Origin of the sequence: Kineococcus sp. TRM81007, assembly GCF_022669155.1 — a bacterium.
In the GTDB taxonomy this organism is placed as follows: domain Bacteria; phylum Actinomycetota; class Actinomycetes; order Actinomycetales; family Kineococcaceae; genus Kineococcus.
Map to the genome: position 1 here is coordinate 74,297 of NZ_JALBVB010000040.1, position 24,634 is coordinate 98,930.

The 24,634-nt window shown below is 75.6% G+C and carries 21 protein-coding genes and 2 pseudogenes; 15 read left to right on the plus strand and 8 right to left on the minus strand.

The features are described 5' to 3' along the window. Position 1: 1 nt before the first annotated feature. Genes MN205_RS05780 through MN205_RS05805 form a run of 6 tightly spaced genes read left to right on the plus strand, consistent with a single transcriptional unit; the run spans position 2 to position 7,346 of the window. Positions 2 to 2,494 (plus strand): glycoside hydrolase N-terminal domain-containing protein, encoded by a 2,493-nt coding sequence (locus MN205_RS05780; RefSeq protein ID WP_242125183.1) that lies wholly within the window; start codon positions 2 to 4, stop codon positions 2,492 to 2,494. Continuing rightward, complete coding sequence (locus MN205_RS05785) at positions 2,491 to 3,342, plus strand: fumarylacetoacetate hydrolase family protein (protein WP_374115853.1); 852 nt, start codon at positions 2,491 to 2,493, stop codon at positions 3,340 to 3,342. The genes MN205_RS05780 and MN205_RS05785 overlap by 4 nt, the downstream gene beginning before the upstream one ends. Continuing rightward, positions 3,339 to 4,703: an L-fuconate dehydratase gene (locus MN205_RS05790; RefSeq protein WP_242125184.1), complete on the plus strand. Its 1,365-nt coding sequence runs from the start codon at positions 3,339 to 3,341 to the stop codon at positions 4,701 to 4,703. The genes MN205_RS05785 and MN205_RS05790 overlap by 4 nt, the downstream gene beginning before the upstream one ends. Further along, a complete protein-coding gene (locus MN205_RS05795) occupies positions 4,700 to 5,452 on the plus strand; it encodes an SDR family NAD(P)-dependent oxidoreductase (RefSeq protein ID WP_242125185.1) in 753 nt (250 codons plus the stop codon). Before MN205_RS05790 ends, MN205_RS05795 begins: the two co-directional genes overlap by 4 nt. Positions 5,453 to 5,454: 2 nt before the next feature. Beyond that, on the plus strand, positions 5,455 to 6,480 hold the full coding sequence (locus MN205_RS05800; protein ID WP_242125186.1) for an aldo/keto reductase: 1,026 nt from the start codon (positions 5,455 to 5,457) through the stop codon (positions 6,478 to 6,480). Next, positions 6,477 to 7,346 (plus strand): amidohydrolase, encoded by an 870-nt coding sequence (locus MN205_RS05805; RefSeq protein ID WP_242125187.1) that lies wholly within the window; start codon positions 6,477 to 6,479, stop codon positions 7,344 to 7,346. Before MN205_RS05800 ends, MN205_RS05805 begins: the two co-directional genes overlap by 4 nt. A 20-nt stretch (positions 7,347 to 7,366) precedes the next feature. On the opposite strand, the gene MN205_RS05810 is transcribed toward MN205_RS05805, so the two are convergent. Next, the gene (locus MN205_RS05810; protein WP_242125188.1) at positions 7,367 to 7,720 is read right to left on the minus strand and encodes a VOC family protein; all 354 of its coding nucleotides are present in this window, start codon (positions 7,718 to 7,720) and stop codon (positions 7,367 to 7,369) included. Between the two features lie 138 nt (positions 7,721 to 7,858). Next, the gene (locus tag MN205_RS05815; protein WP_242125190.1) at positions 7,859 to 8,137 is read right to left on the minus strand and encodes a Uma2 family endonuclease; all 279 of its coding nucleotides are present in this window, start codon (positions 8,135 to 8,137) and stop codon (positions 7,859 to 7,861) included. A 6-nt stretch (positions 8,138 to 8,143) separates the two neighbouring features. Here MN205_RS05815 and MN205_RS05820 point away from each other — a divergent pair, with 6 nt between their 5' ends. The 5 genes and pseudogenes from MN205_RS05820 to MN205_RS05835 all read left to right on the plus strand — a co-directional run bounded on the left by MN205_RS05820 (position 8,144) and on the right by MN205_RS05835 (position 13,469). Then, the gene (locus MN205_RS05820) at positions 8,144 to 8,572 is read left to right on the plus strand and encodes a hypothetical protein (protein WP_242125191.1); all 429 of its coding nucleotides are present in this window, start codon (positions 8,144 to 8,146) and stop codon (positions 8,570 to 8,572) included. A 130-nt stretch (positions 8,573 to 8,702) separates the two neighbouring features. Next, positions 8,703 to 10,982, plus strand: a complete 2,280-nt coding sequence (locus MN205_RS05825) for a TerD family protein (protein ID WP_242125193.1) — start codon at positions 8,703 to 8,705, stop codon at positions 10,980 to 10,982. 220 nt (positions 10,983 to 11,202) lie between these two features. Further along, a pseudogene (locus MN205_RS22275) lies at positions 11,203 to 11,997 on the plus strand (nucleotidyltransferase family protein); the annotation flags it as partial. A 132-nt stretch (positions 11,998 to 12,129) separates the two neighbouring features. Next, positions 12,130 to 12,501 (plus strand): annotated as a pseudogene (locus tag MN205_RS22280) (GNAT family N-acetyltransferase); the annotation flags it as partial. Between the two features lie 59 nt (positions 12,502 to 12,560). After that, positions 12,561 to 13,469 carry a DUF1353 domain-containing protein gene (locus tag MN205_RS05835; RefSeq protein ID WP_242125198.1) on the plus strand — a complete coding sequence of 303 codons (909 nt, stop codon included), beginning with the start codon at positions 12,561 to 12,563 and terminating at the stop codon, positions 13,467 to 13,469. Positions 13,470 to 13,482: 13 nt separating this feature from the next. On the opposite strand, the gene MN205_RS21645 is transcribed toward MN205_RS05835, so the two are convergent. After that, positions 13,483 to 14,229 carry a FadR/GntR family transcriptional regulator gene (locus MN205_RS21645; RefSeq protein WP_242125200.1) on the minus strand — a complete coding sequence of 249 codons (747 nt, stop codon included), beginning with the start codon at positions 14,227 to 14,229 and terminating at the stop codon, positions 13,483 to 13,485. Between the two features lie 184 nt (positions 14,230 to 14,413). Here MN205_RS21645 and MN205_RS05845 point away from each other — a divergent pair, with 184 nt between their 5' ends. Then, complete coding sequence (locus MN205_RS05845; protein ID WP_242125201.1) at positions 14,414 to 15,682, plus strand: DUF418 domain-containing protein; 1,269 nt, start codon at positions 14,414 to 14,416, stop codon at positions 15,680 to 15,682. Here MN205_RS05845 and MN205_RS05850 read toward each other — a convergent pair. Continuing rightward, a complete protein-coding gene (locus MN205_RS05850) occupies positions 15,601 to 16,347 on the minus strand; it encodes an NAD(P)-dependent oxidoreductase (RefSeq protein ID WP_242125203.1) in 747 nt (248 codons plus the stop codon). The genes MN205_RS05845 and MN205_RS05850 overlap by 82 nt on opposite strands. Positions 16,348 to 16,449: 102 nt before the next feature. Between MN205_RS05850 and MN205_RS05855 the strand changes: the two genes are divergently transcribed. The 3 genes from MN205_RS05855 to MN205_RS05865 all read left to right on the plus strand — a co-directional run bounded on the left by MN205_RS05855 (position 16,450) and on the right by MN205_RS05865 (position 19,779). Continuing rightward, positions 16,450 to 17,640 (plus strand): DUF418 domain-containing protein, encoded by a 1,191-nt coding sequence (locus MN205_RS05855; protein ID WP_242125205.1) that lies wholly within the window; start codon positions 16,450 to 16,452, stop codon positions 17,638 to 17,640. A gap of 98 nt (positions 17,641 to 17,738) precedes the next feature. Then, complete coding sequence (locus tag MN205_RS21650) at positions 17,739 to 18,926, plus strand: DUF418 domain-containing protein (protein ID WP_242125207.1); 1,188 nt, start codon at positions 17,739 to 17,741, stop codon at positions 18,924 to 18,926. 43 nt (positions 18,927 to 18,969) lie between these two features. Then, complete coding sequence (locus MN205_RS05865; protein WP_242125209.1) at positions 18,970 to 19,779, plus strand: DNA-formamidopyrimidine glycosylase family protein; 810 nt, start codon at positions 18,970 to 18,972, stop codon at positions 19,777 to 19,779. A 21-nt stretch (positions 19,780 to 19,800) separates the two neighbouring features. Here MN205_RS05865 and hisS read toward each other — a convergent pair whose 3' ends face one another. The 4 genes from hisS to MN205_RS05885 all read right to left on the minus strand — a co-directional run bounded on the left by hisS (position 19,801) and on the right by MN205_RS05885 (position 24,560). Then, on the minus strand, positions 19,801 to 21,081 hold the full coding sequence (gene hisS, locus MN205_RS05870; RefSeq protein WP_242125211.1) for a histidine--tRNA ligase: 1,281 nt from the start codon (positions 21,079 to 21,081) through the stop codon (positions 19,801 to 19,803). Positions 21,082 to 21,196: 115 nt separating this feature from the next. Continuing rightward, a complete protein-coding gene (locus MN205_RS05875; RefSeq protein ID WP_242125213.1) occupies positions 21,197 to 22,699 on the minus strand; it encodes a mannitol dehydrogenase family protein in 1,503 nt (500 codons plus the stop codon). Further along, complete coding sequence (locus MN205_RS05880) at positions 22,696 to 23,583, minus strand: carbohydrate ABC transporter permease (protein ID WP_242125214.1); 888 nt, start codon at positions 23,581 to 23,583, stop codon at positions 22,696 to 22,698. The genes MN205_RS05875 and MN205_RS05880 overlap by 4 nt, the downstream gene beginning before the upstream one ends. After that, on the minus strand, positions 23,580 to 24,560 hold the full coding sequence (locus MN205_RS05885; protein WP_242125216.1) for a carbohydrate ABC transporter permease: 981 nt from the start codon (positions 24,558 to 24,560) through the stop codon (positions 23,580 to 23,582). The genes MN205_RS05880 and MN205_RS05885 overlap by 4 nt, the downstream gene beginning before the upstream one ends. Positions 24,561 to 24,634 lie beyond the last annotated feature (74 nt).

Below are 24,634 nucleotides of genomic sequence, written 5' to 3' on the forward strand. Positions count from 1 at the left end.
CGTGGCCGTCGAACCCGTCCTGCGCTTCCCCGCGCCCGCCGGCACCTGGGTGGAGGCCCTGCCCGTGGGGAACGGGCGCCTGGGCGCGATGTGCTGGGGCGCCGCCGACGGCGAGCGGCTGTCCCTGAACGACGACCGCGCCTGGTCCGGCCCCGTCGGGGGGCCGGTCCACGAGGTCCCCGCCGGCCACGTCGGCACCGTCGAGCGCGCCCGTGGAGCCGTGCTGGCCGGGGACCACCGCCTCGCCGAGGAACTGCTGACCCCCGTCGTGGTCCCGCACACCCAGGCGTACCTGCCGCTGGGTGACCTGCGCGTGACGTGCGACCCGCTGCCCGTGTCGCGGTTCGATCGCGGCCTGGACATGCCCACCGGGACGGCGTGGGTGCGCCGCGAGCACCCCCACGGCGGCTCCGTGCACCAGGAGACGCTCGTCAGCGCCCCCGCCGGGGTCCTGCTGCACCGCCTGCTCGCCACCGGCACGACCGTGGACGTCACCGTCGCCCTCACCTCCCCGCTGCGGGTGCGCAGCGGCGCCGCCTCCGGTGCGGGTGAGGGCGGCGCGGAGCTGGAGGCCGTGCTGGAGCTGCCGGTCGACGTGCGGCCCTGGAGCCCGGACGGGCGCGACGAGCCCGTCACCTGGGCGGCGGACGGCGCGGCGGCCCGCTGCGCGGCCGTCGTGCTGCGGGTGCGCACCGACGGCACCGTGCTGCCGGCGGGCCCGGGCGCGGCGCTGCGGGTGCTGGGGGCCCGCACCCTCGAGGTCCTGCTGGCCACCGAGGTCAGCGACACCCCCGGCGGCCCGTGCGCCGGTGAGCGGGAGGCCGTGCGCACCGCCCGCGCCCGCGTCGCCGCCGCGGCCGCCACCGGCTCGGAGGAGCTGCTGCGCGCGCACCGCGCCGACCTGTCGCCCTGGTGGGGCGAGGTCCACCTGGACCTGGGCGGCGCGGTGCCGGCGGGGACGAGCACCGGCGAGCTGCTGCGCCGGGCCGTGGACGACGACGGTTCCCGGCGCGCCCTCGTGGAGCTGGCCGTGGCCCACGCCCGGTACCTGCTGCTGGCCGGGTCCCGCCCCGGAACGCACCCGCTGACCCTGCAGGGCATCTGGAACGCGGAGCTGCAGCCGCCGTGGAGCAGCAACTACACGACGAACATCAACCTGCAGATGGCGTACTGGCCCGTGGAGGTGTGGGGGCTGGCGCCGCTGCACGAGCCGCTGCTGGCCTTCGTGCGGCGCCTGGCCTCCGCCGGGGAGGACACCGCGCGGCGCGCGTACGGCGCCGGCGGGTGGGTGGCGCACCACAACAGCGACGTGTGGGCCACCACCGGCACCGCCGGGGGCGGCTGGGCGCGGCCGGAGTGGTCGGCGTGGCCGTACGGCGGGGCGTGGCTGGCCACCCACCTGCACGAGCACGCCCGGTTCGCCGCCGACCCGCCCGCCGCTGCCCGCGCGGCGCTGCCCGCCGTGGCCGGTGCCGCCCGGTTCGCCCTGGACCGCCTGGTGCGGCTGCCCGACGGCGAGCTGGGCACCGCCCCCTCGACCTCGCCCGAGAACCGCTTCCTGGACAGCGAGGGCGAATCCCGCCCCGCCGCGGTGAGCAGCACCTGCGACCTGGCGCTGACCGCCGCGGTGCTGCGCGCGCTGCTGGACCTCACCACCACCGCCGGGAGGGCCGGCGACGGGACGGGCGACGGGACCGGCGACGAGGAGCTGCTGCAGCGGGCCCGCACCGCGCTGGCGGAACTGCCCGCACCGCGCACGGGTGCGCGCGGGGAACTGCTGGAGTGGCGCGAGGAGTTGCCCGAAGCCGAACCGGAGCACCGGCACACCTCCCACCTCGTCGGCCTGTTCCCGCTGGACCTGGTCGACGTCCGCTCCGACCCGGCGACGGCCGCCGCCGCGGCGCGCACCCTGGAGCTGCGCGGGGAGGAGTCCACCGGCTGGGCGCTGGCCTGGCGCGCGTGCCTGTGGGCTCGGCTGGGGCGCGGTGACCGGGTGGGCGAGACGCTGCGGCGCTGCCTGCGCCCGGTGCCCGAGGACGCCGCCGCCGGCGACCAGGCCGGTGGGCTGTACCCGAACCTGTTCTCCGCGCACCCGCCGTTCCAGCTGGACGGCAACAGCGGCCTGGCCGCCGCGGTCGCCGAGGCCCTGGTGCAGTCCGGCGACGAGGTGGTGCGGCTGCTGCCCGCCCTGCCGCCGGACTGGCCCGACGGCTCCGTGCGCGGCCTGCGCACCCGCGCCGGTGTGAGCGTGGAGCTGACCTGGCGCGCCGGCCGGCCCGTGCGCGCGGTGCTCACGGCGCTGCGGGCCGCGCACGTCACCGTCCACGCCGGGCCGCCCGGCGACGACACGACCCCGGGGGTGTTCCGGCTGGCCGCCGGCGAGCGCGCCGAGGTGCCCGTGGGCCCCCGGAACCCCGAGAACCCGATGAACCCGATGAACCCGGTGAACCCGATGAACCCGATGGACCCGAAGGACGAGGAGCAGCCGACGTGAAGCTCATGCGCGTGGGGGAGGTGGGCCGCGAGCGCCCGCTGGCCCTGCTGGACGACGGTTCCGGTGCCGACCTCACCGGTGTGCTGGACCCGCACCGGCCCTGGTCGGCCGAGGACCTGCGGTCGGCCGCCGCTGCGGTGGAGCGCGGGGGCCTGCCCCGGGTCGACCCGGCCGGGCTGCGGGTGGGGTCCCCCCTGCCGCGCCCGGTGACCATCGTGTGCGTGGGCCTGAACTACCGCGACCACGCCGCCGAGACCGGGTCCCCGCTGCCCGCCGAGCCGATCCTGTTCCTGAAGTCCCCGGCCACCGTGGTGGGGCCCGGCGACGAGGTGCTGGTGCCGCGCGGCAGCGTGAAGACCGACTACGAGGTCGAGCTCGGCGTCGTCATCGGCCGCCGGGCGCGCTACCTGGAGACCGCGGAGGAGGGGCTGGCGCACGTCGCCGGGTACGTCGTCTCGCACGACGTGTCCGAGCGGGAGTTCCAGCTCGAGCGCGGTGGCCAGTGGGACAAGGGCAAGAACTGCGAGACGTTCAACCCGCTGGGGCCCTGGTTCGTCACCGCCGACGAGGTGCCCGACCCGCAGGCCCTCGGCCTGCGCCTGTGGGTGGACGGGGAGCTGCGCCAGGACGGCACCACCGCCGACATGGTGTTCGGCGTCGGTGAGCTCGTCGCGTACATCAGCAGGTTCATGGTGCTGGAGCCCGGGGACGTCGTGAACACCGGGACCCCGGCCGGCGTCGCGCTGGGCCGCCCCGACCCCAAGCCGTACCTGCGCGCCGGTCAGGTCGTCGAGCTCGAGATCGACGGCCTGGGCCGGATGCGCCACCCCGTGGGAGCCGCCCGATGAGCACGTTCACCCGCTTCGAGACGCACGACGTGCGGTTCCCCACCTCCCGGCACCTCGACGGTTCCGACGCGATGAACCCGGACCCGGACTACTCGGCGGCGTACCTCGTCCTGGGCACCGACGACGCCGACGGTCTGGAGGGCCACGGCTTCGCCTTCACCATCGGGCGCGGCAACGACGTGCAGGTCGCCGCGATCCGGGCGCTGGCCGATCACGTGCTGGGCCGCGACGTGGAGGAGGTCCTCGGCGACATGGGCGCCACCTGGCGCTCCTTCGCCGACGACTCGCAGCTGCGCTGGCTGGGGCCGGAGAAGGGCGTCATGCACATGGCGGTCTCCGCGGTCGTCAACGCCCTGTGGGACCTGAGGGCCAAGCGCGCCGGGCTGCCGCTGTGGGACCTGCTGGCGCGGATGAGCCCGGCGGAGCTCGTCTCCCTGGTGGACTTCCGCTACCTCACCGACGCGCTCACGCCCGCCGAGGCGCTCCAGCTGCTCACCGACGCCGAGCCCGGCCGGGCCGCCCGCCGCGAGGAGCTGCTGCGCACCGGGTACCCGGCCTACACCACGACCCCCGGCTGGCTGGGGTACTCCGACGACAAGCTCGTGTCGCTGTCCCGGCAGGCCGTGGCGGAGGGTTTCACCCAGATCAAGCTGAAGGTGGGTGCCGACCTGGCCGACGACGTGCGCCGGCTGCGGCTGGCCCGCGAGGCCGTCGGCACGGACGTGCGCATCGCCGTGGACGCCAACCAGCGCTGGGACGTCGCCGAGGCGGTCGAGTGGATCGGCGCGCTGGCCCCGTTCGACCCGTGGTGGATCGAGGAACCCACCAGCCCCGACGACGTGCTGGGGCACGCCGCGATCCGCCGCGCCGTGGCGCCGGTGAAGATCGCCACCGGCGAGCACGTCCAGAACCGCATCGTCTTCAAGCAGATGCTGCAGGCCGGTTCCCTGGACGTCCTGCAGATCGACGCCGCCCGGGTCGCCGGCGTCAACGAGAACGTCGCGATCCTGCTGCTCGCCGCGAAGTTCGGGGTGCCGGTGTGCCCGCACGCCGGTGGCGTGGGGTTGTGCGAGCTCGTGCAGCACCTGTCGATGTTCGACTACGTGGCGCTCTCGGGGACCACCGGCGACCGGGTCGTGGAGTACGTCGACCACCTGCACGAGCACTTCGTTCACCCCGTGCAGGTGGTCGGCGGGCGGTACCGGACGCCGCTGGCACCGGGTTTCTCCGCCGAGCTGGTGCCGGGGACCCTGCAGCGGTTCGCGTTCCCCGGAGGCCCCGAGTGGCGCGGCGAGGCCGTGCCGGAACCGCCGGGTGCACCGGTGCTGGAGGACGCCCCGGCGGGCGCGGTGCTCGCGTGAGCGGGCCGTTCGCGGGGTGCCGCGCCCTGGTCACCGGGGGTTCCTCCGGGATCGGTGCCGCCACCGCCCGGCGCCTGCTCGCCGACGGGGCGGCCGTCGCCGTGCTGGACCTGGACCCGTCCGCCGCGCCCGCCGGCACCGTCGCCCTGGCCGCCGACGTCGGCGACGACGCGTCCGTGCGCGCCGCCGTCGCCGAGGCCGCCGGGGCCCTCGGCGGTCTCGACGTCCTGGTCAACAACGCGGGGATCGGTGCCCGCGGCACCGTGGAGGACGGCGACGACGAGCAGTGGCACCGCGTCCTGGACGTCAACGTCCTCGGTGTGGTGCGCACGACGCGGGCCGCCCTGCCGCACCTGCGCCGCTCCGGCCGCGCCTCGATCGTCAACACCTCCTCCATCGCCGCGTGGGCGGGGCTGCCTCAGCGCGCGCTGTACTCGGCGTCCAAGGGCGCCGTGCAGGCGTTGACGCTGGCGATGGCCGCCGACCACCTCGCCGAGGGGATCCGCGTGAACTGCGTGGACCCCGGCACGGTGGACACCCCGTGGGTGCAGCGGCTGCTGGACGCCGCCGACGACCCGGACGCCGAGCGCGCCCGCCTCGCCGCCCGCCAGCCCACCGGGCGCCTGGTCACGCCCGAGGAGGTCGCGCACGCCATCGCCTCCCTCGCCGACCCGCGCTGCGGCGCCACCGGCACCGCGCTGGCCGTCGACGGCGGGATGCACTCGCTGCGCCTGCCCGCCAAGGTGTGAGGGTGCGCACCGCAGCCCTGGGCAGGACCGGTCTCGACGTCCCCGTGGTCGGCTTCGGGTGCGCGCCGCTGGGGAACCTGTACGCGCCGGTCCACGAGGCGCAGGCGCGAGCCGCGCTGGAGGCGGCGTGGGAGGGCGGCCTGCGGTACTACGACACCGCCCCCTACTACGGCCTGGGTCTGTCCGAGCGGCGCCTGGGCGCGTTCCTGCGCGACGTGCCGCGCGAGGAGCTCGTCCTGCAGACCAAGGTGGGCCGGCTGCTGCGCCCGCGCCGCGGTGAACCCGTGCACCACCCGCACGGTTTCGCCGTCCCGGGCGACGTGGACCCGGTGTGGGACTTCTCCGCCGAGGGGGTGCGGCGCAGCCTGGACGAGAGCCTGGAGCGACTCGGGCTGGACCGCGTCGACGTGGTCCTCGTGCACGACCCGGACGAGTTCGAGGACGAGGCGCGCCGCGGCGCCCTGCCGGAACTGCTGCGGCTGCGCGAGCAGGGCGTCGTGCGCGCCGTCGGGGTGGGGATGAACCAGGCGGCGATGCCCACCCGCTTCCTGGCCGAGTTCGACCTCGACGTGGTGCTGCTCGCCGGCCGCTACAACCTCGTGGAGCAGGACGCGCTGGACGACCTGCTGCCCGCGGCGCGGCGCGCCGGGGCGGCCGTCGTCCTCGGCGGCGTGTTCGGTTCCGGGCTGCTGGCCGCCGACGCCCCGGCCCCGGGCGCGACGTACTCCTACGCGCCCGCGCCGCCGGACGTGCTGGCGCGGGCGCAGCGGCTGGCGTCGCTCGCCGCCGAGCACGGCGTGCCGCTGCCCGCGGTGGCGGTGCAGGCCGTCCTCGCCCACCCCGCCGTGGCCGCCGTGCTGCTCGGCATGCGCAGCGAGCAGGAGGTGCGCGCGGACGTCGCCCTGCCGGACGTGCCGGTTCCCGCCGCGTTCTGGGCGGCGCTGCGCGCGGAGGGACTGGTGCGCGCCGACGCGCCCCTGCCCGCAGAGCCGCTGCCCGGAGAACCGCTGCCCGGCGAACCCCGGTGAACCCGGCGGGGATCGTCGACGCCCACCACCACCTGTGGGACCCGGCGCGCCGGCGCTACCCGTGGATGCAGCGCCCCGGCCTGGAACCGCTGCACCGGCCGTTCGGGCCGGCGGACCTGGCGCGGGAGGCGGCCGCGGCGGGGGTGAGCGCCACGGTGCTCGTGCAGACCGTCGCCGAGACCGCCGAGACGCGGGAGTTCCTGTCCGCGGCGACGGCGTCCGACGGGCTCGTCGCCGCCGTCGTCGGCTGGGTGGACCTGCGCGGTGCGGCGGTCGCCGACGAGGTGGCGGAACTGCGTGCCGCCCCCGGCGGAGGGCTGTTGCGCGGCGTGCGGCACCAGGTGGAGGACGAACCCGACCCGGACTGGCTGCTCCGGGCGGACGTGCGCCGCGGTGCCACCGCCGTCGCGGACGCCGGCCTCGTGCACGACCTGCTGGTGCGCCCGGACCAGCTGCCCGCCGCAACAGACCTGGTCCGCGCGTTGCCGTCGGCGGTGTTCGTGCTGGACCACGCGGCCAAGCCCCCGCTGGACCCCGACGGACTGGCGGTGTGGCGCGAGCGCGTCACCGACCTCGCCCGCTGCGGCGACGTGTTCTGCAAGGTGTCGGGGTTGTTCACGCTCCTGCCCCCCGGGGGCGGTGACGACCTGCTCGAACCCGTCGTGCGGCACCTGCTGGAGGTGTTCGGCCCCCGGCGGCTGGTGTTCGGCACCGACTGGCCGGTCAGCACCCTCGCCGGCGGCTACGGCGACGTGGTGCGGCGCACCACCGCGCTGCTGCGGGACCTCTCCGGGGCCGAACGCGACGCCGTGCTCGCCGGCACCGCCCGGTCGCTCTACGGGGTCCCCGGCCCGGCCGCGGGCTGAGACCCGAGGCCGGGAACCCGTCAGCGGTCGACGACGAGGACGGTGTTGCCGTCCGGGTCCGCGACGGTGACGAACAGGCACGTCCCCGGGTCGCCCTGGACCGGGGAGCAGGGCGCCCCCGAGCGCAGGGACTCCTCGCGGAACACCGCCACGTCCTCGACCCGGAAGCTCACCGGCGCCCACGCCAGGCCCGGGCGCACCGGGATCCCGCTGGCGGGACCCATCAGGGTCAGCTGCCGCCCGTCGCGGTCCCGCAGCACCGCGGCGTGCTCCTGCACGTCGGTGCTCTCGAGGCCGAAACGGCTGCCGTACCAGGCGGCGGCAGCGGCGGTGTCGTTCACCGGCAGGAAGCTGGAAGCCAGGGTCGCGATCATGTGGGCACCGTAGGGGAACCCCCCCGACAGGGCCGCCGGAGGCGCTGAGCCCGATGTCAGCAGCGACCGAACGCCACTGAGCGCCCCTGCTGCGAGGCCGGGTGCGTGCCGGCAGGAACAGGTGCCGAGCGGGTGGTTTCAGGTGCCGGGGCGGCGCAGCAGGGCGTTGGGAACGACGCTGAAGGCCGGGTGCTGGTCGGTGGCCGGCACGGACAGGGTGCTCTCCCCGGCGGCGACGGCGGTGCTGGCCCAGTGGCTGCCCGCGTTGCTCAGCCACTCCAGGTGCACATCACCACCGTCGGCCAGGTAGGCCTCCAGCAGCACGGGCAGCTGGGCGCGGCGGTACTGGCCACGCTTGTCGTTCATCTCGGCCAGGGTGTTGCCCGGTGACCACACCTCCACTACGGCGTCGGGCACGCCGCGGTGGACCTCGTCGGTGGCCTCGTGGCGCAGACGGCGGCGACGCTCACCACCCAGGGGTTGCGCGCCGCCATCGCCGCCGCCCGCACCGAGCGTCCCGGTGGCGACCGCCTCGACGAGGACCGCATCGAGGTCCTGGAGGACGAGACGTCCACCGCCCTCGCCACGGCGCTGCTGCTCGGGCAGGCCGAGCGCGCGCTCGGTGAGCGGCGCAACGCCCACGTCACCGCAACCGTGAGCCCGCTCCTGGACGACGCGCTCATCGCCCTCACCGACGCCGGTCCCGGCGTGCACCCGGACGAGGCCCTCAAGCGGCTGGGTGAAGTCGCCCGGTGCTTCTCCGGCCAGCCGCTCTTCGTCACGGTCGACGAGTTCGACGCCTGGATGGCCGACCCGGTGGCATCGCTGACGATGAACCCCAACTGGCACTGACGCCAGGTCCACGCGTGCTCCACCACCCGAACGGGAGCGGGTCGGCAGGCCGGGAGAGGGCGGAGGGGTTCGGGCTGGTTCGCTGCGGGAACCGACGGTGCCGGGTGAGACTGGGCACGTGGAGGAGATGATGCTGTCTCGGGGCGCGAACCGGGCGCTGCCGCCGCAAGCCCGCCGTCTGCGCGCGGTGCTCAGCTGGGACGAGAGCGAGGACGGCGTCGCGGACATCGACGCCTCCGCGCTGCTGCTGAGCGCCGACCGCCGGGTGCTCAGTGATGAGCACTTCGTCTTCTACAACCAGACCGCCTCACCGGACGGGGCGGTGCGGCACCTGGGGCGCACCAGCACCGAGGGCGGTGCCGCCGAGTGCGTCGGCATCGACCTGGACGAGGTCGGTGACGACGCCAGCTTCGTCGTGCTGGTCGCCAGCGTCTCCGACGGCACCTTCGGGCAGGTGCCGGGCCTGCGGCTGGTGCTCAGCGCCGGCGGGGAAGCGCTCGCGCACGTGCAGGCGGGTGAGGCCGGCGGCGAGACCGTGCTCGTGCTGGCTGAGCTGTACCGGCGAGGAGGGGACTGGAAGGTGCGCGCCGTCGGGCAGGGCTGGGACAGCGGCCTGGCAGGGCTGGCCCAGGACTTCGGCGTCGACGTGGCCGACAGCGATGACGAGGACACCGGCGACGGCATCGGGCAGGTGCCGCTCGAGCAGGCACGACTCCAGCAGGGCGGTGCGTCCGCGGAGATGCGTGTGCAGGACGTCGCGGTCGATGAGGACGATGACCTCATCGAGGTGGTCGAGCCCGACGAGGACCGCCAGGAGGAGCCGGTTGCCTCTCCGGGCGCGGCGGGTGCGCCGAGCGCCGCAGGTGCCAGCACTGACCCGGCCGGCAGCACCGACCCGGCCGACCCCGCCGACGATGCCGGCCCCGTCGCGCCGGTCGCAGCGTCTCCTCCGGTCACCGCGAGGAGTTCGGCCGCGGTCAAGGGGGTGCGTACGCGCAAGACCAAGGCGGCCCGTGCGGTGGTGCCGGTGGTGCCGGCGTTGCGGTTGCGCATGGACGAGTCCTGGCAGAGCGCGCGGGTGTTCTCCATCTCCGGGGTGGGAAGCGGGGAGGAGCAGGAGAAGCGCGCCACCTCCGCGCTGCTGGCCACGATGATGGGGGTGCGGGCCTTCGCGCGCGGGCTGACCGGCCATTTCGACGCTCCCGGCGGAGCGGTAGAGACCTACCTGGAGACCCCGTTCACGCTGGGCGAGGCCACCGTGATCCCCGACGGGGTGATCCGCATCGCACGCGCCGGGCGGGAGTGGACCGGGTTGGTGGAGGTCAAGACCGGTGACGGGCAGTTGCGCCGGGCGCAGGTGGAGAACTACCTCGACGTCGCCCGCGAGCAGGGCTTCGACGCGGTGATCACCATCTCCAACGAGATCGCTCCCGGTGCCGGTGAACACCCGGTGGAGGTGGACCGGCGCAAGCTGCGCGGCAAGGTCGCCTTGTTCCACCTGTCGTGGGCCGAGGTGGTGCACGAGGCGCAGATGACGCTGAGCCACCGCGGGGTCGGTGATGCGCTGCAAGCGTGGCTGCTGGCCGAGCTGATCCGTTACCTGCAGCACCCCCGCTCGGGAGCGGCGGGTTTCGAGGACATGGGGCCGGCGTGGGTGGGCGTGCGTGAGGCGGTCGCGGCCGGCACGCTGCGCGCCAGCGATCGCAAGGCACCGGCGGTGGCCGAGTCGTGGATCCGCCTGGTGCGGCAGCTGCGCCTTCGCCTGACCGCGGAACTGGGGGTCTCGGTGGTGCACGTGCTGCCGCGCAGGATCGCCACCGACCCGGCCGCGCGCCTGAAGGCCACCACCGCACAGCTGGCGGAGAGCGGACAGCTGGAGGCCACCCTGCGGGTGCCCGGGGCAGCAGGTCCGGTCGGCATCGTGGCGGACCTGCGCACCGCACGGGTGCGCACGTCCGTGCGGCTGTCCGCCCCGCAGGAAGGTGGTGGGCAACGGCGCGTGAGCTGGCTGCTGCGCCAGTTGAAGGACGCCCCCGCCGACCTGCTGATCGAGACGCACTTCACCGGGCGGGCCGAGAGCACCTGCGAGCAGTTGCGCGACGTGCGTGATTCCCCCGGGATGCTGCTGCCCGACCGGAGCGCCGAGGTCGGTGCGTTCACGTTGACGCGCACCACGACGATGGGCACCAAGCGCTCGGGGGTGAAGGGGGCGTTCATCCCCTCGGTCACCGAGGCCCTGGAGGACTTCTACCGCAGTGTCGTCCAACCGTTGCGCGCGTGGGTGCCGCCGGCGCCCAAGCTGCCCGACGAGGCCACCGGCATGCCCCCTGCGGATGCGGAGATCGACAGCCCGGCCCGCGAAGACGACGCAGGCGGTGACGAGGCGAGCCTCAGCGCTCCGACCCGTTGAGGCGTCCTCCCGGTCAGGGTCGGGCGCCGGGGGAGGGTGGGGAACGGACCGGTGGCACTGCATCGCGCAGCGGTCCCGTCAGGCCCGTCGAACGCTTCTCGGCACGATCGTGGATCCCGACGACGATCAGGCTGCGCCCCCGCAGGTCTGAAGGGTCGCGAAACCGGTACCGCCGACGCCGTGAGGACGGCACGCTGGCCGGGTGCTCAGCGACGCTCGGATGCGGGAGGTGGCGCAGCGGCTGCTCCGCGTGCCCGGGATCGAGGCGGTGACGCTCGGCGGCAGCCGCGCCCGCGGCGAGCACTCCCCGGGCTCCGACGTCGACCTGGGGCTGTACTACCGCCCGCCGCTGGACGTGGCGGCGCTCGGCCGTCTCGCCCGCGAGGTCGCCGGGCCGCACGCGCGGGTCACCGCACCCGGTGGCTGGGGGCCGTGGGTGGACGGCGGTGGCTGGCTGAGCGTCGACGGCACCGCCGTGGACTGGATCTACCGCGACCTGGACCGGGTGCAGCGCAGCTGGCGCCAGGCTCAGGAGGGTGGACTCACCTGGCACGTGCAGACCGGGCACCCGCTGGGTTTCCCGGGTTTCGCGTACGCCGGGGAGGCGGCCTCGGCCGTCGTCCTCGCCGACTCCACCGGTGAGCTGACGGCCCTGCACCGCGCCGCGCAGGCGTACCCGCCGCGGCTGCGCGAGGCGGTGGTCGCCTCGCTGGGGGAGGCCGCCTTCCTCATCGGCGGCGCCCGCAAGGCCGCGCCGCGCGGTGACACCGCCTACGTGGCCGGTTGCCTGTTCCGGGCCCTGCTGCTGTGCGCGCACGCCCTGCACGCCCACGCCGGCCGGTGGGTCGTCAACGAGAAGGGTGCCGTGGCGGCCGCCGGGCGGCTGCCCGGGGCGCCCGAGCGGTTCGCCGAGCGGGTCGACGCGGCCCTCACCTCCCTCGGCGGCGGGCCGGCGGGCCTGGTGGCGGCCCTCGACGCCGCCCAGCGGATCGTGGACGACACCGGGCGCTGCTGCCGCAACGGTCCGGACGCCGTGCAGCGGGCGAGCGTGGAGCAGTGGCCGGTGGTGAGAGGGGTCCGGTTGCGGGCGCTGGCCGACGCGCCGCAGGCGTTCGGCTCCACGCTGGCGCGCGAGGAGGTTCTCGACGACGGGACCTGGCGCCGGCGGGTGGAGGACGGCGACTGGTTCCTGGCGTGGTCCGCGGGGCGCGCGGTGGGAGTGGCGGCCCTGGTGCCGGTCGAGTCGGTGCCCCCGGCGGGCGAGCGTGAACTCGTCTCGGTGTGGGTGGACCCCGGCCACCGCGGCGGCGGGACGGCCGGCCGGCTCGTGGAGGCCGCCTGCGACCGGGCCGCCGCGCAGGGAGCGGCGACGGTGAGCCTGTGGGTGGCCGACGGCAACCCGCGGGCCCGGCGGTTCTACGAGCGGCTCGGTTTCCGTCCCACGGGGGAGCGCAAACCCTTGCCACGTTCCCCGGACGTCGGTGAGGAACGACTGCGGCGCGCCGCCGCACCCGGGTGATCTCCCCGGCGGGAACCCGCCGCTCGCAGCCGCCCCACCGCCGTGGCAACCTGCCGCGCGTGCCGCAGCACCCCGTGCCCCGCGCCGCCGCGCCCCTCCGCCTGCCGGAGCGCCGGCCCGCCCACCTGGCCCGCAGCGGCTTCTTCGACCCCGCCCACCCCGAACGCCCCTGGACCGGGGAGCTGAACCTGCACCGGTACCTCGTGGGAGGCGACCCCGCCCGCGAGCGCTTCCGCCTCGGGGGCCCCGTGGGCTACTGGGACGCGCGCCTGGGCCCGGTCGTCGTCCCCGCCGACCCCGCCGGGTTCTCCACCGACCTGACGTCCGTGCCGCCGGTGCTGCGCTGGCTCGTGCCCACCACGGGCCGGCACCTGCCGGCCGCCCTCGTCCACGACGGCCTCGTCGCCGGCTCCGACGGGCCACCCTCCTACCTCGCCGTCCGCCCCGTGGACCGCGTCGCCGCCGACCGGCTGTTCCGCCGTGCGCTGCGGGACCTCGGCGTCGCGCCGCTGCGCCGGGAGCTCATGTGGGCGGGGGTGTCCGTCGTCACCGCGCTGACCGGGCCGCTGCGCAGCACCTGGCGGGCGTGGGTGGCCGCCGCGGTCACGGCCGCGCTCGTCCTCGTCGTCGGCACCCTGGCCGTCGTGGACCTGCTCGACCTCGCCCGCGCCCTGCCCTGGATGGGGGCGCGGCCGTGGTGGGCGGAACTGCTCACCGGCGCGATCGCCGCGCTGACCCTCCCGCTGCTCGCCGCGCCCCTGTGGGGCCGGCGGTGGCGCGCCGGCGCCGTGGCCGGGGTGGCCACCGCCGCCCTGCTGCCCGTCACCGTGGCCGTGCTGCTGGCCTCGGCGTGCTTCGCCGCCGCGGACGCGCTGGCCGGCGGGAGCCCCCGGCGCGCTGCGCGCTGGGGAGGCCTCGCGGTCGCCCTCGCCGGGGTCGTCACCGCTGTCGCCGTGCTGGCCCGGTGACGGGGCCGGCCGGTCAGCTCTCCCCGTCCGTCCCGTCCGGTGCGCCGCTGCCGCCGGGGCCGGCCACGAAGTCCTCCACCTCGAGCAGGTGGTTGCCCATCCGCAGCCGCGCCCGGTCCGGGTCGCGTTCCTGCACCGCCCGCAGGATCGCCCGGTGCTCCTGGAGCGTGCGGTCCAGCGCACCCTCCTCGGCGATCGCCCGCCACACGCGGGCCCGCGCCGTCCGCCCGGCGAACGCGTGCACGAGCGAGGCGAGCACCGGGTTCCCGCTGGCGGTGGCCACCAGGTCGTGGAACCGGATGTCGGCCTCCACGAACGCGTGCGGGTCCGTCGTGCCCCGCGCGGCCTCCGTCGACTCCTCCAGCGCCGCCCGCAACCCCGCCAGGTGCTCGTCGTCGGCGTGCAGCGCGGCCAGACCCGCGGCCTCCGTCTCCAGCAGGCGCCGCACCGCGTGCAGCGCCTGCGCGCCCGGCGGCTGCTGCAGGTCCACCAGGAACGCCATCGGCGTCGTCAGCAGCGAGGAGTCCAGGGCCGTCACGTAGGTGCCCGCGCCCTGGCGCGACTCCAGCACACCCATGAGCGACAGCGCCCGCACCGCCTCGCGCAGCGGCCCGCGCGAGACGCCGAGCTCGCGCGCCAGGTCGGCCTCCACCGGCAGCTTCTGGTTCGGTCGCAGCGCGCCCTCGGCGAGCATCCGCTTGATGCCCTCGACGACGACGTCGGTCTGCGAGCGCCCTGCGGACCGGTCCGCGTCGGCCACGTGCCCCTCCCACCGTCTCCCCGGGGCCTGCGAGCGTAGTGCGCCCGCGGGCCCCGGGGAGAGTCTTCCGGCGACGTCGTCACCCCGTGCGCGCGCCCCGCCCGGCCGGCTGCTCCGGTCGGAGTACGCCGCGCTGCTCCATCGGGCGGACGACGCGACGCGGAGCCGCCGGGAGGCTCGGGGCGTGACTGCGACGACACGCTCCAGCGGCCTCGACGTCGCCCGGGGACTGGCGATCCTGGGGACCTTCGCGACGAACGTCTGGCTCTTCACCCACCCCGACGGCCTGCTGGGCACGCTGCTCGAACCCGCGGCGGGCGGCACCGCCGAAGCGCTCGCGCAGGCGCTGCCCCTGGGCAAGTCCCTGGCGCTGCTCAGCCTGCTGTTCGGGGTGGGGCTCGAGCTGCAGCGTCGCTCGGTGCAGCGCCGGGGCGGGGACTGGAACCGCGTGCACCGCGTCCGCGCGCTCGTGCTCCTCTGCGAGGCGACGCTGCACTTCCTGCTCGTCGCCGAGTTCGACGTCCTCATGGGCTACGCGGTGGCGGCGCTGGTGGCCGGGCCGGTGCTGCTGGGCGCCGACCGCCGGCGCCGCCGGTTCGTCGTGGTCCTGCTCAGCACCCACGCGCTCGCCCTCGCCGCGCTCACCGCGCTGCTGGCCACCGCTGCGGCCGGGACCGGCGGCGGCGCGCTGCACACCCCGTACGCCACCGGGTCGGCGTGGGACCTGGTGCTGTTCCGGGTGCAGAACCTCGTGGTGTTCCGGGCCGAGCCCGTGGGCCTGCTGCTGCTGACGACGGCGTCGTTCCTGCTGGGCGCCGGGCTGGTGCGGGCGGGTCTGCTGGAGCGCGAGGGCGGCCGGCGGCTGCGCCACCGGCTGATCGCGCTGGGCGCGGTCGGCGTCCTCGCCGAGGCGGTGCTCCTGGTGGCCGGTGGTGCCCACGCGGTCCTGCTGACCCGCTACGGCTCCGCAGTGCTGGTGGGTCTCGGCCTGCTCGGCCTCGTCGTGCAGGTGCAGGGCGGTCGCGACCGGCCGCGGTGGCTGGGCCGGCGCCTGGCGGAGGTCGGCCGCGCGGCGCTGAGCTGCTACGTGCTGCAGAACGTCCTGGCCTCCGCGCTCTGCTACGGCTGGGGGCTGGGACTGGCCGCGACGGTCCCGGACTCCCACCGGGCCGCCCTGACGGCAGGCACCTACCTCGTCGTCGCCGCCGCGGTCGTGGCCGTCGCGCACCTGCTCGCCCGCACCGGGCGGCGGGGCCCGCTGGAGGCCCTCAGCACCCGTGCGCAGCGGGCGCTGCTCACCCCGCGCGGGCGGGTCCCGGTCGCGGCGCGGGGGACAGCGCCCGTCGCGCTCGCGGACCGGTCCCGGCGGGCTCAGGCCGGGCACACCCCGGTGTCGGTGCCGTCGTCCTCCACGCGCCCGGCGAACTCCTCGGAGTCCAGCTCCGGCTCGTAGCCCAGGCCCGTGCGCGCCGCGGTGAGGTCCCAGTGCCGCCGGGTGTTCCCCGACACCGCGGGGAACACCCCGTGGTGCACGTCGGCGTCCAGGGCGCGCACCACGAGCTGCCGCAGGTCCGCCGGACCCAGCCAGCTCGCCAGCTGCGAGCGCTTCACCGGTTCGGGCACCGTCGCGCCCAGCCGCAACCCCACCGTGCTCACGGGCCCGCGCCGGGACGCCACCTGCGCGACCGCCTCGTCGAACACCTTCGTCGCCCCGTACGGGCAGCACGCCCGCGGCGCCCACGCCGCGTCCACCGGGACCCGCCCGTCCGCCTCGTGCGCGCCCATCGCGTGCACGGAACTGGCGAACACCACCCGCCGCACCCCGGCCCGCTCCGCCGCCGCGAGCAGCGCTGCGAAACCCTCCACGTTGGGCCCGCGCAGCTCCTCCCACGGCGCCGACGGGTCGGGGTTCCCGGCCAGGTGCACCACCGCACCCACGCCGTCCAGGGCCCGCTCCAGCGCGGCCGGGTCGGTCAGCTCCCCGGTCACCACCTCGGCGTCCGGGTGGTCCGCCGCCTCCCGGTCGAACAACCGCGACGGCCGGCCCGCCAGGCCGGGCAGCAGCTGCCCGGCGACGCTGCCCGCCGCCCCCGTCACCAGCACCCGTTCCGAGTTCACGACGGCACTCTGCCGCAGCGCGCCCGGGTCCGCCCTCCGGTGCGCGTCACAGCGACGACCGGCGGACGCGACCCCGCGCCGGCGCTCACCACGATGGTGGGCGTGCACACGACGCCCGGCGCGGTACCGGTGCCCGCACCGCGCGGCACCGTCCTGTCCGAGCGCGTGCCCGGCCCCGACCTGGCCCGCGGGGCGCTGCTGCTGTTCATCTGCCTGGCCAACGTCCACTTCCTGCTGCACTCGCGCGCCACCGGGGTGCGCGGGTACCCGGCCGCGGAGACCCTGTCCGCGCTGGACCGGGTCGTCACCGTGCTGCAGACCAGCTTCGTCGACGCCCGGTCCTTCCCGATGTTCTCGATGCTCGTCGGGTACGGAACGTGGCAGCTGGTGCGCTGCCGCGTGCGGGACGGCGCCCCGCGCCGCTCGGTGCGGCGCCTGCTGCGCCGGCGCGGGTGGGCCCTGCTGCTCATCGGCGCCCTGCACGGGATCCTCCTCTTCCCCGCCGACATCGCCGCCACCTACGGGCTGCTGCTCGTGCTCCTCGCCGCAGTGCTGGCGGCCCCGGGCACCCGCGCTCTCGTCGTGCTCGCGGTGACCGGCACGTTCCTCGTCGCCGCGGCCGGGCTGGCGGAGGGCCTGCCCGAGGCGGGCGCGCCGCTGATCTCCCCGGGGGAGGAGTCGCCGCTGTCGGCGCTGCTGTTCCGCACGGGCGAGTGGGTGTTCGTCACCGTGGCCCAGCCGCTGGGGGTGCTCGGTGCGCTGGCCCTGGGCGCGCTCGCCGCGCGCCGCGGGCTGCTCGACGACCCCGCGCGGCACCGGCGCACCCTGCTGCTCGTGGCCGCCGCCGGGCTCCCCGCGGCCGCGCTCGGCGGGCTGCCGCTGGCGCTCGTCACCGCCGGTGCCTGGGACGCGGGCACCACCGGCACCGTGCTGGCCGCCGGGCTGCACTCGCTGACCGGCTACGCCGGCGGCGCCGCCTACGCGGCCCTCGCCGGGCTGGTCGTGACGCGCACCGCCGCCCGGGGCGGCGCGCTGCCCACCCCCGTGCGCTGGGTGGTGGCGCTGGGGCGGCGCTCCCTGTCCGGGTACCTCGGGCACTCGATGGTGTTCGCCGCGCTGCTGCCCGCCTCCACCCTCGGTCTCGGCGCCGAGCTGGGCGTCGCGCAGGCCTCCGCGCTCGCCGTGGTCACGTGGGTGCTGCTCCTGCTCGGCGCGGTGCTGCTGGAGCGCGCCGGCGCCCGCGGGCCCGCGGAGGTGCTGCTGCGCCGCCTCACCTACGGCCGTCCTCGCTGAGGCGCTGAGCCGGTCCCCGGGCGGGTCCGCCCTGCGGCGCCCACCGCGCCGACGACCGGCGGACGCGCCCGCCGGGGTGGTCTCACCACGATGACGTCGTGACCCCCGCTCCGACCCCCGCACCGCCGCGCGCCACGGCCCTGTCCGAGCGCGTGCCCGCCCCCGACCTGGCCCGCGGGGCGCTGCTGCTGTTCATCTGCCTGGCCAACGTCCACGTGCACCTGCACGCGCGCCCACCCGGGCAGCTCGGCTACCCCGCCGCCGGCAGCCTGTCGCAGTGGGACCGGGTGGTGACCGTCCTGCAGGCCACCCTCGTGGACGCCCGCTCCTTCCCGATGTTCTCCGTGCTCGTCGGCTACGGCACCTGGCAGCTGGTGCGCCGCCACCTGGACGCCGGCGCGACGCACCCGCAGGTCCGCCGGTCGGTGCGCCGCCGCGGCTGGGCGCTGCTGCTCATCGGCGTCCTGCACGGCGTGCTGCTGTTCTCCGGCGACATCCTCGGCACCTACGGGCTCCTGCTCGTCCTGCTCGCCGGGGCACTGGCCTCGCCGCGCACGCGCGGCCTGGTCGTGCTCGCCGTCACCGGGACCGTGCTGGTCGGTGCGTTCGGTGCCCTCGCCGCGGTGCCGCTGCCGGACGACGTGCAGGGTTTCGCGGACTCCCACGCCCGCCAGAGCGCCGCCGGGGCGGTGGCGATGCGCGTCGCCGAGTGGGTGCCGGGCACCCTCACCGGGCCGCTGGTGGTGTTCGGCGCGGTCGCGGTGGGGGCGATCGCCGCCCGCCGCGGGGTTCTCGACGACCCGGCCCGGCACCGGCGCACCCTGCTGGTCGCTGGCGTCGGCGGGGTCCTGCTCGCCGCCCTCGGCGGTCTGCCCCTCGCCCTGGTCACCGTCGGCGCCTGGGAACCCGGCAGCACTACCGTCGCGGTCGCCGGGACGGTGCACGCGGTCACCGGGTACGCCGGTGGCGTCGGCTACGCGGCCCTGGCCGGGCTCGTCGTGGCCGCCGCGGCCCGGCGCGGAGGGCTCGCCGCACCGGGCCGCGCCCTGGTCGCCCTGGGGCGGCGCTCGCTGTCCGGCTACCTGGGGCACTCGGTCGTGTTCGCCGCGCTGCTGCCCGCCTCCACCCTCGGGCTCGGTGCCGAGCTGGGTGTCGCGCAGGCGTCGGCGCTCGCCGTGGCGACGTGGCTGCTGCTGCTCCTCGGCGCGGCACTGCTGGAGCGCACCGGGGGCCGCGGGCCCGCCGAGGTGCTGCTGCGCCGCCTCACCTACGGCCGCCGCCGCTGAACCCCGGCTCGCGCCGCGGCCCGGCACACCCGACAGTGGGCGGGTGCCGGAGGGGGACAGCGTCTACCGGGTGGCGCGCACCCTGGACACCCGGTTGCGCGGCACCACGGTGCGCGCCGCCGACCTGCGCGTGCCCCGGCACGCCACCGCGGACCTCACCGGCGCCCGCGTCCTGGGCACGGTCCCGCGCGGCAAGCACCTGCTGACCCGCTTCGACCTCGACGGTTCCGCGCTGACCCTGCACACCCACCTGCGCATGGACGGCTCCTGGACCGTCCTGGCCCCCGGCAAGGTGCTGCCGCGCCGGCTGGCGCCGGACGTGCGGGTGCTGCTGCGCACCACCGGACCCACCGCGGCCGGGCTGAAGCTGGGCGTGGTGGAACTGCTGCCCACGGCCGAGGAGCACACCGCCGTCGGGCACCTCGGCCCCGACCTCCTCGACACGGGCGCCCCCCTCGACGAGGTCGTCGCGGGGGCGGTGCGCAACCTCGCGCGGGAACCGCAGCGGCCGCTGGCCGCGGCCCTGCTGGACCAGCGGGTCCTGGCGGGGCTGGGGAACCTGTGGGTGAACGAGCTGTGCTTCCTTCGCGGGCACCTGCCCACCCGCCCCACCGGCGAGGTGGACCTCGAACCCCTCGTGCGCCTGGCGGTGAAGCTGCTGCGGTTCTCCGTGGCCCCGCACGGCGCCCACCAGGTCACCACGGGCGACACCCGCCCCGGCCGGCAGCACTGGGTGTACGGGCGGGCCGGGCAGCCGTGCCTGCGGTGCGGGACGCCGATCGAGGTCAGCGCCGAGGTTCCCGGGGACGCCGAGCGGCGCCGCACGTGGTGGTGCCCGCACTGCCAGTCGTGAGCGCGCGGGACGCCGCGGCGCTCAGCCGGCGCTGGTTCCCAGCGGGGCGGGGTCGGTGAACGCGACGGCGCCGTCGTCGCCGACGCGGGCGCGCACGACGCTGCCGTAACCCTCCTCGACGAGCTTGTCGAACAGCGGCTGCATCCGCTTGGCCTGCTTCACCAGCGCCACCCGGTACCCCTCGGCGGCCATCTCGCGCTGCCGGCGCACCAGGTCCCCGGCGGGTACGTCCGCCGCGTGCACCAGCGCCACCGCGCGGGAGGCGTCGTCCTCGAGGTGCACGTGGTCGGCGATGCGCTCGAAACCGATGGAGAACCCGCAGGCGGGCAGGTCCCTGCCGCTGAAGCGGCCCACCATCCGGTCGTAGCGACCGCCACCCGCGATGGACGACCCCGAGCCCGACAGGGCCATCTCGAAGATGGGGCCGGTGTAGTACCCCATGCCGCGCACGAGGCTGACGTCGAACACCACGGGCAGTTCCGGCGCCGACACCGCCAGCGCCGCACCGATCTCCCCGAGGCGCTGCACCGCTTGCGCAGGCACCGCGTCCGGCAGCGCCGCGGCCAGCGCAGCGGGGTCCGACAGGGTGGTGACCGTCAGCAGCTCACCGAGCGCGGACTCCAGGTTCGCGACGTGCCCGTCGGCGAAGCCCTTCCCGCGCAGCTCGGCCATCACGCCGTCCAGGCCGATCTTGTCGGCCTTGTCGACGGTGATGAGGACGCTGCCGTGCTCGGCCTCGGCGAACCCGCAACCGGTGAGCAGGCCGGTGAGGACCTCGCGGTCGTTGATGCGCAGCGTGGTGCCCGTCAGGCCCAGGCGGCGCAGCGCGGTGTCGGTCGCGGTGACCAGCTCCACCTCGGCGACGCTGCCCGCCTCGCCGACGACGTCGATGTCGCACTGCACGAACTGGCGGTAACGGCCCTTCTGCGGGCGCTCGGCGCGCCAGACCGGGCCGATCTGCAGCAGCTTGGCCGGGGTGCGCAGCGTCGCGGCGTTCGTGGCGACGTAGCGCGACAGCGGGACCGTCAGGTCGAAGCGCAGCCCCAGGTCCGCGGCCTCGGCGGGCTTCAGCGCCTCGTCGGCATCCAGGCCGCGGCGCAGCACCTTGAACAGCATCTTCTCGTTCTCGCCGCCCTGCCCGGACTCCAGGCGGCTGAGCTCCTCCAGCGCGGGCGCCTCGATCTCGTCGAACCCGAAGGAGCGGTAGACCTCGCGGATCACCCGCAGCGCGTGCTCCCGGCGGGCCTTCTCGGCGGGGAGGATGTCGCGCATGCCGCGTGCGGGGACGATCTTCGGGGCCATGGTGCCCATGCTAGTGGCGCCTCCCACCCCCTCCTCGCCGCCGCTGCACCCCTTCTCCGCCCCTCCGTGATCGAGGAAGCGGCAACTTCCTTGATCACGGGGGAGGGGGGTGGGGTCAGGAGGTGTCGCGGGCGACGAGGGACTCCAGGGTGGCGCGCGAGCCCTTCTCGTGCAGGGACGCCAGCGTCGCGGTGTACTCCGCGACGAACCGCTCGTCGTCGACGAGGCCGCCGAACAGGCTGCGGTCCACGATGAACGCCGTCGGCTCGGTGCGGTTGCGCTGCGCCGTGGCCACCAGGCGCCCGGCCAGGCGGTCGACCACCTCGATCGGGTCGCCGTCCTCGTCGACCCCCTCGGCGTAGCGGGCCCAGCTCGCCACCACGGCAGCGGCGCGGTGGAACTCCCCGCCGTGCGCGAGCCGGTCGCGCACCACCGGCAGCAGCCACTTCGGGATGCGGTCCGAGCTCTCCGCGCACAACCGCGCCACAGTGTCGCGCACCTCGCCGTTGGAGAACCGGGAGATCAGCTCGCGCCGGTACGCGTCCAGGTCGATGCCCGGCACCGGAGGCAGGGTGGGCGTCCCCTCCCGCTCCATGTAGGCCAGCAGGAACCGCGCGAACAGCGGGTCCTGGGCGACCTCGTGCACCAGCCGGTAGCCCGCCAGGTGGCCGAAGTAGCACAGCGCCTGGTGGCTCGCGTTCAGCAGGCGCAGCTTCATCAGCTCGTACGGCTCGACGTCCTCGACGACCTGCACGCCCGCGTCCTCGTACGGCGGGCGGCCGGCGACGAAGTCGTCCTCCAGCACCCACTGCGTGAACGGCTCGCACACCACCGGCCACGCGTCCTCCACGCCGAAGCGCTCACGCACCTCGGTGCGGTCCGCGTCGGTGGTCACGGGGGTGATGCGGTCCACCATGGAGTTCGGGAACCGGACGTTCTCGCCGATCCAGGCGCCCAGCTTCGGGTCCTTCGCGGTCGCGAACGCGACGAACACCTTCCGGGCGTTGTGCCCGTTGCCCTGGATGTTGTCGCAGGACATGACCGTGAACGGCGCCACGCCCCGCTCGCGGCGGCGGCGCAGCGCCTCGGTGACCAGGCCGAACGTGGTTCCCGGTGCGGCACCCTCGGCGAGGTCGGCGGCCACGGCCGGCGCGTCCAGGACGAACTCGCCGGTGACCGCGTCGATGTTGTAACCGCCCTCGGTGACGGTGAGGGACACGACGCGGATCCGCTCGTCGGCCATCGCCTCCACCGCCGCCTCAGGGTCCGCCGGGGCGTGCAGGAAGTCCAGGATCGAGCCGATGACGCGCGGCTCGCGGGTGCCGTCGGGGTGCTTCAGGACCAGCGTGTAGAGGCCGCCCTGCGCGTCCATCACCTCCTTCATGCGCGCGTCGTGCGGCAGCACGCCCAGCCCGCGGATGCCCCAGTCCAGCGCCTTCCCCTCGTTCATCAGACGGTCCAGGTACATCGCCTGGTGCGCGCGGTGGAACCCGCCGACCCCGATGTGGACGATGCCCGGCGTCACGGCCGAGCGGTCGTAGGTCGGCACCGGCACCCGGTCGGCGATCCCGGCGAGGCTGCGCGGGGACAGGGCGGTCGCGGAGGTGGTGGAGGTCACTTGACGGCTCCGAGGGACAGGCCCTGGACGAGCTTGTCCTGGGCGGCGAATCCGGCGACGAGCACCGGCAGGGAGACCACGGTGGCCGCGGCGCACAACTGGGCCAGGAACAGGCCCTGACTGGTGACGAAACCGGTGAGGAACACCGGGGAGGTCTGCGCGACCACGGCTGTCAGGGTGCGGGCCAGCAGCAGCTCGTTCCAGCTGAAGATGAAGCAGATCAGCGCGGTCGCCGCGATGCCCGGCACCGCGACGGGGGCCACCACCGAGCGCAGGGTCCGGATCAGCCCGGCGCCGTCGATGGAGGCGGCCTCCAGCATCTCCACGGGCACCTCGGCCAGGAAGGAGCGCATCATCCACACCGCGATCGGCAGGTTCATCGCGGTGTACAGCAGCGCCAGGTAGGTGATGTTGTCCAGCAGCCCCGCGTACCGGGCGAACAGGTACAGCGGCAGCACCGCGGCCACGATCGGCATGAACTTCGTCGACAGGAAGAAGAACATGACGTCGGTCCAGCGCTTCACCGGGCGGATCGAGAGGGCGTAGGCGGCCGGGATCGCCAGGAGCAGCACGAGGATCGTCGAGACGATCGACGCCGACATCGAGTTGATCAGCGGCGGCCAGGGGCCTGCGGCGAAGAAGCTGCGGTAGCCGTCCAGGGTGAGGTCGGCCGCGATCGAGGGCGGGTTGGTGGCCGCGTCGGTCTCGGAGTGGAAGGAGGTGAGCACCATCCACAGCACGGGCGCCACGAAGAGCAGGCCGACGACCCAGGCGAGCAGCCCCCACAGCGGGTTGCCGCGGTGCAGCTCGCGCGCCCGGCGCTCGCGGCGGCTGGTGGGTACGTGCCCCGCGCTCGGGCGCACCTCGGTGGCGGTGGTGCTCATCGTGCCCCCTCCTCCTTGAACATGGTCGAGACGACCCGCAGCGCGAACGTCGCGATGATGATCGTGCCGATGACGACCACGACGCCCATCGCGGAGGCGAGCCCGTACTGCCCGGCCTGGAAGAACGTCTGGTAGATCGTGTACGGCAGGTTCGCGGTGCCCAGGGCGCCGGAGGTGATGGTGAAGACGGCGTCGAAGTTCTGCACGATGTAGATGGCGCCGAGCAGGCCGCCCAGCTCCAGGTACTGCCGCAGGTGCGGGAAGGTCAGGTAGCGGAAGATCTGCCAGCCGCTCGCGCCGTCCATGCGAGCGGCCTCCTCCGCGTCGCCGGGCTTGGACTGCAGGCCCGCCAGCAGGATGAGCATCATGAACGGGGTCCACTGCCAGATGAGCGCCACCTGGATGGAGATCATCGGGGCGACCGTCAGGTACTCGAACTGCGGGGGCTCCTGGCTGCCGAACAGGTTCCAGATCCACGTCAGCACGCCGTTGAGCAGACCGTAGGACGGGTTGAACAGGGCGTGCTTCCACAGCAGCGCGGCGGCGATGGGCACCACGAGGAAGGGGGCGATCATCATGGTGCGCACCGCGCCGCGCCCGAAGAACTTCCGGTCCAGCAGCAGCGCGATGAGCATGCCGAGGACGAGGCTGACGCCCACGACCACGACGGTGAGGACGACGGTGTTCCACACCGACTCGCGCAGCCGGGCGTTGGTGAAGACCTCGACGTAGTTGTCGACGCCGACGAAGTCGCGCTCACCGGGACGCAGTGCGTTCCAGTTGGTGAAGGAGATGACGATCGTGGTGAGGAACGGAAGCTGGGTGGCGATGAAGAGGAAGACGAACGCCGGCACCAGTGGCGCCCGGCGGGCCCAGTTCGAGACCCTGCGGGCGCCGGTGGTCGAGGAGGTCGGCGGAGGGGTGACGGCGGTGCCCGCGGCGGGCCGCCCCCGGGGGGTGTGGGTTCCCGTGCTCATCGGTGCGCTCCTGCGGGAGTCGGTGTCGAGAGGGGCCCGGCCGCTGCCGGTCGGCGGGTGGGCCGCCCCGCCGC

Bases quoted from the DNA above. Each gene is read 5' to 3' on its own strand.
- MN205_RS05825 (WP_242125193.1), top strand. From the start codon at position 8,703: ATGCTGTCTCGGGGCGCGAACCGGGCGCTGCCGCCGCAAGCCCGCCGT.
- hisS (WP_242125211.1), bottom strand. From the start codon at position 21,081: ATGGCCCCGAAGATCGTCCCCGCACGCGGCATGCGCGACATCCTCCCC.
- MN205_RS05885 (WP_242125216.1), bottom strand. From the start codon at position 24,560: ATGAGCACGGGAACCCACACCCCCCGGGGGCGGCCCGCCGCGGGCACC.
- MN205_RS05810 (WP_242125188.1), bottom strand. From the start codon at position 7,720: ATGATCGCGACCCTGGCTTCCAGCTTCCTGCCGGTGAACGACACCGCC.
- MN205_RS05880 (WP_242125214.1), bottom strand. From the start codon at position 23,583: ATGAGCACCACCGCCACCGAGGTGCGCCCGAGCGCGGGGCACGTACCC.
- MN205_RS05790 (WP_242125184.1), top strand. From the start codon at position 3,339: ATGAGCACGTTCACCCGCTTCGAGACGCACGACGTGCGGTTCCCCACC.